We start from the raw sequence: 7,219 nt of genomic DNA on the forward strand, positions 1-7,219 counted from the left end.
GAGCAGGAAGGGACTTCGGGATGGCATCAGGAACCGGACCGCGGATCGCCGTCGCGCTGGACGGGGCGGGGTGGCACCCCGCCGCCTGGCGGGAAGCCGGGGCACGGCCGCGTGAGCTGTTCACCGCCGGTTACTGGGCCGGCCTCGTGCAGGAGGCCGAGGCGGGCAAGCTGGACTTCGTCACCTTCGAAGACTCCCTCGCGCTGCAGAGCGTGAGCCCCATCGGGCGGCCCGGCGAGCGGACCGACATCGTCCAGGGCCGCCTCGACGCCGTGCTGGTCGCCGCGCGGGTCGCGCCGCTGACCTCGCGGATCGGGCTCGTGCCGACCGCGGTGGTCACCCACACCGAGCCGTTCCACCTGTCCAAGGCCATCGCCACGCTCGACTACGTCAGCAGCGGCCGGGCCGGGGTCCGCGTCCAGGTCGCCGGCCGTCCCGACGACAACCGGCACTTCGGCCGCCGGGAGTTCGGCGAGTTCCGGCTCGAGGACTCGGCCGAGCCGGACAAGCCCAGCCCGCTGGCCGACCTGTTCGACGAGGCCGCGGACTACGTCGAGGTGCTGCGCCGTCTCTGGGACAGCTGGGAGGACGATGCCGAGATCCGCGACGTCGCCACCGGCCGGTTCGTCGACCGCGAGAAGCTGCACTACATCGACTTCGAGGGCCGCTGGTTCTCGGTCAAGGGCCCGTCGATCACCCCGCGGCCGCCGCAGGGCCAGCCGCTGGTCAGCGCGCTCGCCCACGCCGCCATCCCGTACCGGCTCGCCGCCCGTTCGGCCGACGTCGTCTACGTCACGCCGTTCGACCGCGGGCAAGCCGGCGCGATCGTCGCCGCCGTGCGCGAGGAGCAGGAGAAGGCGGGCCGCGGTGGCGAGACCCTGCACGTCTTCGGCGACGTCGTGGTGTTCCTCGACGAGACCGAGCAGGCCGCCGCCGACCGCAAGGCCCGGCTCGACGACCGGTTCGGCGCCCCGTTCACCTCCGATGCCCACGTCTTCACCGGCACCCCGGCCGGCCTGGCCGACCTGCTGCTCGACTGGCAGCAGGCCGGGCTTTCCGGCTTCCGCCTGCGCCCGGGTGCCGTGCCGCACGACCTCACCGCCGTCACCCGCGGCCTGGTCCCGGAGCTGCGGTCACGGGGCGCCTTCCGCACCGAGTACGAAGCGAGCACCCTGCGGGGCCTGCTCGGCCTGTCCCGGCCCGCCAACCGCTACGCCGCTGTCTGAGGAGGCCCCGAGATGACCCGCAAGCAGATCCACCTCGCGGCGCACTTCCCCGGCGTCAACAACACGACCGTGTGGAGCGACCCGGAGGCCGGCAGCCACATCGAGTTCAGCTCCTTCGTCAAGCTCGCCCAGACCGCCGAACGTGCGAAGTTCGACTTCTTCTTCCTGGCCGAAGGGCTGCGGCTGCGCGAGCAGGGCGGGCAGATCTACGACCTCGACGTGGTCGGCCGCCCGGACACCTTCACCGTGCTGTCCGCGCTGGCCGCGGTCACCGAGCGGCTCGGGCTGGCCGGCACGATCAACTCGACGTTCAACGAGCCGTTCGAGGTGGCGCGGCAGTTCGCCTCGCTCGACCACCTCTCCGCCGGGCGCGCGGCCTGGAACGTCGTCACGTCGTGGGACGCCTTCACCGGCGAGAACTTCCGCCGCGGCGGGTTCCTCCCGAACGACCAGCGCTACGAGCGCGCGGAGACGTTCCTGCGCACGGCGTGGGAGCTGTTCGACTCCTGGCGCGGCGACGAAGTCGTCGCGGACGCCGACGCCGGGGTGTTCCTGCGCGACCCCGAGGCCGGCGCGTTCGCCCACCACGACGCCCACTTCGACATCGAAGGCCGGTTCCCGGTCCCCCGCAGCCCCCAGGGCCGCCCGGTGATCATCCAGGCGGGAGACTCCGACGAGGGCCGCGAGTTCGCCGCGGCCACCGCCGACGCGATCTTCAGCCGCTACGGCACGCTCGAAGCCGGCCAGGCGTTCTACTCCGACGTCAAGGGCCGCCTGGCGAAGTACGGCCGCAAGCCGGAGCAGCTGGTGATCCTCCCGGCGGCGACGTTCGTCCTCGGCGACACCGACGCCGACGCCCACGAACGCGCCCACGTGGTCCGCCGCCAGCAGGTCAGCGGCCAGACGGCGATCAAGTTCCTCGAGCAGGTCTGGAACACCGACCTGTCCGCCCACGACCCCGACGGCCCGCTGCCCTCGACGGACCCGGTGGTCGACGGCTCGACGATCGCCCCCGGCCGCGCCAGCGTCCGCATGTACCGCGACCCGATCGCCACCGCCCGCGAGTGGCGGCAGCTGGCGGAGGCGAAGAACCTGTCGACCCGCGACCTGATCATCGAGGTGACGGGCAGGCAGACGTTCATCGGCTCCCCATCAACGGTGGCGGCGGCGATCGACGACCTGGTCCAGGCCGACGCGAGCGACGGCTTCATCCTGGTCCCGCACGTGACCCCGGGCGGGCTGGACGAGTTCGCGGACACGGTGGTGCCCCTGCTGCAGGAGCGCGGCTCGTTCCGGACGGAATACACCGGCACGACGTTGCGGGAGCACCTCGGCCTGGAGGCCTGAAGCGCAGGCCGACCGCCAGCATGTCCACAACGGAACGAAGTCCCGTGGCTCGCTCGGACGCGACGGCGGAGTTCTGGTTTCGGCCACATTTCCGAACGGCATCGAAACGCCGTGAAATTGCATCATCCGGGTGAACTCCACTCGGGACAATAACACGCCGCGCACAAGCCGCCGACTTCCGGACGACTCCGTTCGTCCGGGAGTCGGGAGGCGACATGCTGGAACGACGACGATTGACCGCCGCCGAACGCGGCTTGTGGGATGCGGTCAGCCGGGGTGATCGCGTCGATTTCGACGCCGCCGACCAGCCGCTGCGAGCCGAACTGGTCCGGCAGGTGCTGTTGCGGCAGGACGCCTACCCCGGCTGCCGGATGCTGGTGATCAGGAACGCCGAAATCACCGGAGATCTGGATCTCGAAGCGGCGGTGCTGAAGGTCGCGGTCGAATTCGCCCGGTGCCGCTTCCCGAATCCGGTCAACCTGCAACAGACCCGGGCGCTGATTCTCTGCTTCACCCGGTGCGAGCTGAACGGATTGCACGCGGACCAGGTGCGCACCGAGTTCGGTCTCACCGTCGAGGATTGCCGGTGCACCGGGGAAATCCGGTTGACCGGTGGTCACATCCGCGGCCAGGCCGATTTTTCCGGCAGTCACCTGCGCAACCCGGGTGCCGTCGTGCTGCTCGCGGACGGCCTGCGGGTGGACCAGGACGTGCGGTGCTCCGGCGGGTTCCGCGCCAAGGGCATCGTCCGCCTGGTCGGCGCCCACATCGGTGGCCAGCTCCAATGCGGTGACAGCGAGTTCTCCAACCCGGGCGGGGTGGCGATCGAGGCGTCCGACCTGCTGGTCGAGGAGAACGTCTACCTGGACGCCGGATTCCGCTCCACCGGCGCAGTCCAGCTGATCGGCGCGCACATCGAAGGCGAGCTCAACTGCGCCGGGGGCCGGTTCCGCAATCGAGGTGGGAGCGCGCTGGAGTTCAGCCAGCTGGCCGTCGACCAGGACGCCATCTTCACCGCAGGCTCCCACGTGGACGGTGGAGCGGATCTCACGGGCTGCCGGATCCGCGGTCAGCTCGACCTGTCCGGCGGCTCGTTCCACAACATCGGCGGCACCGCACTGGACCTGGCCAGGGCCGAGCTCAAGCAGAACATGATCTGCCGCAGCGGCTTCGAGCTCAACGGCAAGCTCCTGCTCGCCGGAGCGGAGATCGACGGCAACCTCTGGTGCGAAGGAGGCCAGTTCGAGAACAAGGCCGACGTGGCGATCGACGCGACCGGCGCCACGGTCGGCCGGGACGTCGCCTTGTGCCGGGAGACGACCGGGGCGGCCTTCCGCGCGACGGGAAAGGTCGTGTTCAACGACGCCGCGATCGGCGGCAGCCTCCGCTGCACCGGCGGGCACTTCGGCAATCCCGGCGACGTGGTGCTGACGGCCAAGGCCCTGGGTATCACGCGGGACGCGCTGTTCTGCGGCGGCTTCGTGGCCGACGGCGAAGTCGACCTGACCGACGCGAAGATCGGCGGCAGGCTCAGCTGTACCGGCGGACGGTTCGAGCAACACGGCGCCGCGCTGAGCGGCGACCGGATCACCGTCGCGCAGTCCGCCGAGTTCGGCAAGGACTTCCACGCCGACGGGACCGTGTTCCTGCGCGACGCGAACATCACCGGCGATCTCGACTTCACCGGCGCGGCGTTCGCCTCGGCCTCGAACGGGCCTGCGCTGACGTTGGCGGGTGCGACGATCGGGCGGACGCTCGCCCTGCACATCGGGGAACGGCCCACCGGGGAGATCGACCTGTCCGGTGCGACGGCCGGGCACCTGGACGACTGCGAAGCCAACTGGCCCGCCAAAGTGCTCCTGCACGACTTCGACTACCGGAGCCTGCCTCATGACGGGACGGGAGTCCCCAGCGTCGACGACCGGTTGCGCTGGCTGCAGCTGAACAAGCGGTACGTCCCCCAGATCTACGCACAGCTCGCGGCCGTCTACCAGAAGGCGGGGTTCGACGACGAGGCAGCGAAAGTGGCAGTCGCGGGTGAGACCGCGAGGCGGAAGTCGCTGCCGGGTTTCGCCGGCCGGGCCTCGCGCCTGTCCGGGCTGCTGCTGCGGTGGACCGTGCGCTACGGGTACCGGCCGCTCCAGGTCCTGTGGTGGTGGCTGGTGCTGCAGGTCACCGGGTCCTTGATCTTCACCTTCGCCGGTGACCGGCTCGTCCCCACGCGCGACAAGGTGCCGGAGTTCAACTCGTTCCTCTACACCTTGGACCTGCTCCTGCCGGTGGTGAACTTGAAGCAGCGGGACTTCTGGGCCGCGAGCGGCTGGGCGGGCTGGGTCGCCGCGGCGTTCACCGTGGCCGGCTGGGGGCTGGCGCTGTGCCTCGCCGTCGGCGTGGGCCGGATCTTCAAAGCCCGGTGATCCATTCGACGGCAGGAGGACGCGGCGATCAGGGGTTGAGCACGACGATCGCCGCGTTGAGGGCTGTGGCGAACAGGGTCCAGGCCAGGTACGGCAGCTGGAGCGCCGCTGCGGTCCTCGAACGCCTGCGGAACACCGCCGCCGTGCCCGCGATGACGATGTCGAGGAGCACGATCTCGGCCAGGGCGAGCGTGTAGGCGCCGGCGGCGAAGAACAGCGGTGTCCACGCCGCGTTGAGGACCAGGCCCGCCGCGTACCAGGCGAAGCCGGCCCGGGTGCCCGGGGCGCGCCAGAACAGCCAGCCGGACACCGCGATCAGGATGTACAACACCGTCCACACCGGACCGAACAGCCACGACGGCGGTGCCCACGGCGGCTGGGCCAGCGCGGTGTAGACGTCCCTCGAGCGGGTGGCCGCCAGGCTGCCCACGACGGCGACCGCGGCCACCGCGGCGAAGAAGCCGGCCAAGGCCAGCGGGGCCGGGGCCGAACGGTGCACCGTCGTCATGCCGTTCCTTCCGCCATCGAGTCCTCGAACACCGGGGCCGTCGCCGTGCCCAGCAGGTGGCCGAGCGCGTCCGCCAGGCGCCGGTGCCGGAAGTCGTGGCCCAGGTCGGTCAGCAGGCGGGGCACCACGCGCTGGTCGGCGAACGCGAGCTCGCGGGCGCCGTCCTCCCCCAGCAGCAGCCGCGGGCCGAACGACGGCACCTTGAGCAGCGCCGGCCTCTTGAGCACCGCGGCCAGCGTGCGCGTGTATTCGGCGTTGCGCACCGGTTCCGGGCCCACCGCGTTGACCGGTCCACTGAGGACGGTGTCGGTCACGGCCCGCAGGTAGATTTCGGCCAGGTCGTCGAGGCCGATCCACGGCATCCACTGCCGTCCGGCGCCGAGCGGGCCGCCGAGCCCGGCGGCGAACAGCGGGTACTGCAGCCGCAGCAGGCCGCCGCGCGGGCTCAGCACCAGGCCCGTGCGCACCCGGACCACCCGCAGCCCCGCCGCCGACGCCGGTTCGGTGGCCGCCTCCCAGTCGGCGACGACGTCGGCCAGGAACCCCTGTCCCCGCTCGCTTTGCTCGTCGAGGACCTCGTCGCCCCGGTCCGGTCCGTAGTAGCCGACCGCGGACGCCGAGACGAACACCCCCGGTCCGCCGGGCGTGCGGGCGGCCAGCTCCGCGAGCGCCCGCGTCGGTCCGATCCGGCTGTCCCGCACCGCCCGCCGGTGCCGCTCGTCGAAGCGGCCGGCCACCGAGGCGCCGGCCAGGTGCACGACCGCGTCGACGCCGGTGAGCAGGTCGGCGGCGGGGTCGTCCGGCTGCCACGTCCGTTCGTCCGCCGTCTCCGCCGGGCGCCGCACCAGCCGGACGACCCGGTGTCCCCCGGTGGTCAGCATCGCCGTCAGCGCCGTGCCGACCAGCCCGCGCGCCCCGGTCACCGCGACCGTCAGCGGCTCGTGCCGGTACCGCTGGTGCGCGGCCAGGTCCGCCGCCAGCTGCCGGTGGCGGTAGGCGAACATCGACCGCAGCAGCGCTTCCGGCACCGGGGTGTCGACGTGGTCGGTGACCAGGGTCCGGTCCGGACCGGCCGCCTCGAACCGGTGCGTGTGCCGCCACCGCAGCACGGGATTGGCGAGCCGGTCGACGAACTGGTGGGGTGGCTCGTAGCCGCCGGCGTCGTGCGCGGCCACCCACGGCACGCAGCCGGCCAGGACGAGTTTCGCCGTGCCGTCGCGCAGCGAACCCGCCTCGGCGCCGACGCGCACCGGCTGCCACGGCGGGGTGAGCCGCGCGATCGCCCCGGGCCGGGCGTGCCAGGCGAAGACGTCGTCGAGGGCCGAGCGGACTACCGACCGAAAGATCCTGGCCACGATCACCCTTTCGCTGCGTTGACGATGCAACGCTGCCGACATTACGAGTCCAGCGTCGTTTCTGCGCGACGAGGAGGCGTCATAACGATGCAAAGTCGATCCAAATCGCGCTGTCTCGTTGCAGCGCCGATCTCCCGGTGTAACGGTCGCAGGAAGGGACGGCCGGGAGGAGCGGGTGCCGATGAGTTCACTCACCACGCCGACCAAGGGCACCAGCCCGGTCGGGAAGGCGCTGGGCGAGGCCGCGAACAACGCCGACCAGCGCTACCGGCTGGCCAAGGGCCTGCGGCACCAGATGAACAAGGTGTTCCCGACCCACTGGTCGTTCCTGCTGGGCGAGATCGCGCTCTACAGCTTCATCATCCT

6 protein-coding genes and 1 pseudogene are annotated in these 7,219 nt (G+C 71.5%); 4 read left to right on the forward strand and 3 right to left on the reverse strand.

The genetic code is table 11. The features are described 5' to 3' along the window. Positions 1-20 precede the first annotated feature (20 nt). Positions 21-1,226: an LLM class flavin-dependent oxidoreductase gene (locus tag ABZX11_RS34455; RefSeq protein ID WP_176170334.1), complete on the forward strand. Its 1,206-nt coding sequence runs from the start codon at positions 21-23 to the stop codon at positions 1,224-1,226. Positions 1,227-1,238: 12 nt separating this feature from the next. Beyond that, the gene (locus ABZX11_RS34460; protein WP_176170335.1) at positions 1,239-2,573 is read left to right on the forward strand and encodes an NtaA/DmoA family FMN-dependent monooxygenase; all 1,335 of its coding nucleotides are present in this window, start codon (positions 1,239-1,241) and stop codon (positions 2,571-2,573) included. Between the two features lie 122 nt (positions 2,574-2,695). Here the strand turns inward: ABZX11_RS34460 and ABZX11_RS34465 are convergent, their stop codons facing one another. Then, positions 2,696-3,226 carry a hypothetical protein gene (locus tag ABZX11_RS34465; RefSeq protein ID WP_354921059.1) on the reverse strand — a complete coding sequence of 177 codons (531 nt, stop codon included), beginning with the start codon at positions 3,224-3,226 and terminating at the stop codon, positions 2,696-2,698. On the opposite strand from ABZX11_RS34465, the gene ABZX11_RS34470 reads away from it, so the two are divergent. After that, entirely contained in the window at positions 3,179-4,990 is a 1,812-nt protein-coding gene (locus tag ABZX11_RS34470) for a hypothetical protein (RefSeq protein WP_354921062.1), read from the forward strand. The genes ABZX11_RS34465 and ABZX11_RS34470 overlap by 48 nt on opposite strands. A 28-nt stretch (positions 4,991-5,018) precedes the next feature. Here the strand turns inward: ABZX11_RS34470 and ABZX11_RS34475 are convergent, their stop codons facing one another. Continuing rightward, complete coding sequence (locus tag ABZX11_RS34475) at positions 5,019-5,498, reverse strand: TspO/MBR family protein (RefSeq protein ID WP_354921065.1); 480 nt, start codon at positions 5,496-5,498, stop codon at positions 5,019-5,021. Continuing rightward, entirely contained in the window at positions 5,495-6,853 is a 1,359-nt protein-coding gene (locus ABZX11_RS34480; protein WP_354921068.1) for a TIGR01777 family oxidoreductase, read from the reverse strand. The genes ABZX11_RS34475 and ABZX11_RS34480 overlap by 4 nt, the downstream gene beginning before the upstream one ends. Positions 6,854-7,034: 181 nt before the next feature. Here ABZX11_RS34480 and ABZX11_RS34485 point away from each other — a divergent pair. Further along, positions 7,035-7,219 (forward strand): annotated as a pseudogene (locus ABZX11_RS34485) (cytochrome b); the annotation flags it as partial.

It is taken from the genome of Amycolatopsis sp. NPDC004169 (assembly GCF_040610315.1).
Taxonomy (GTDB): Bacteria; Actinomycetota; Actinomycetes; order Mycobacteriales; family Pseudonocardiaceae; genus Amycolatopsis.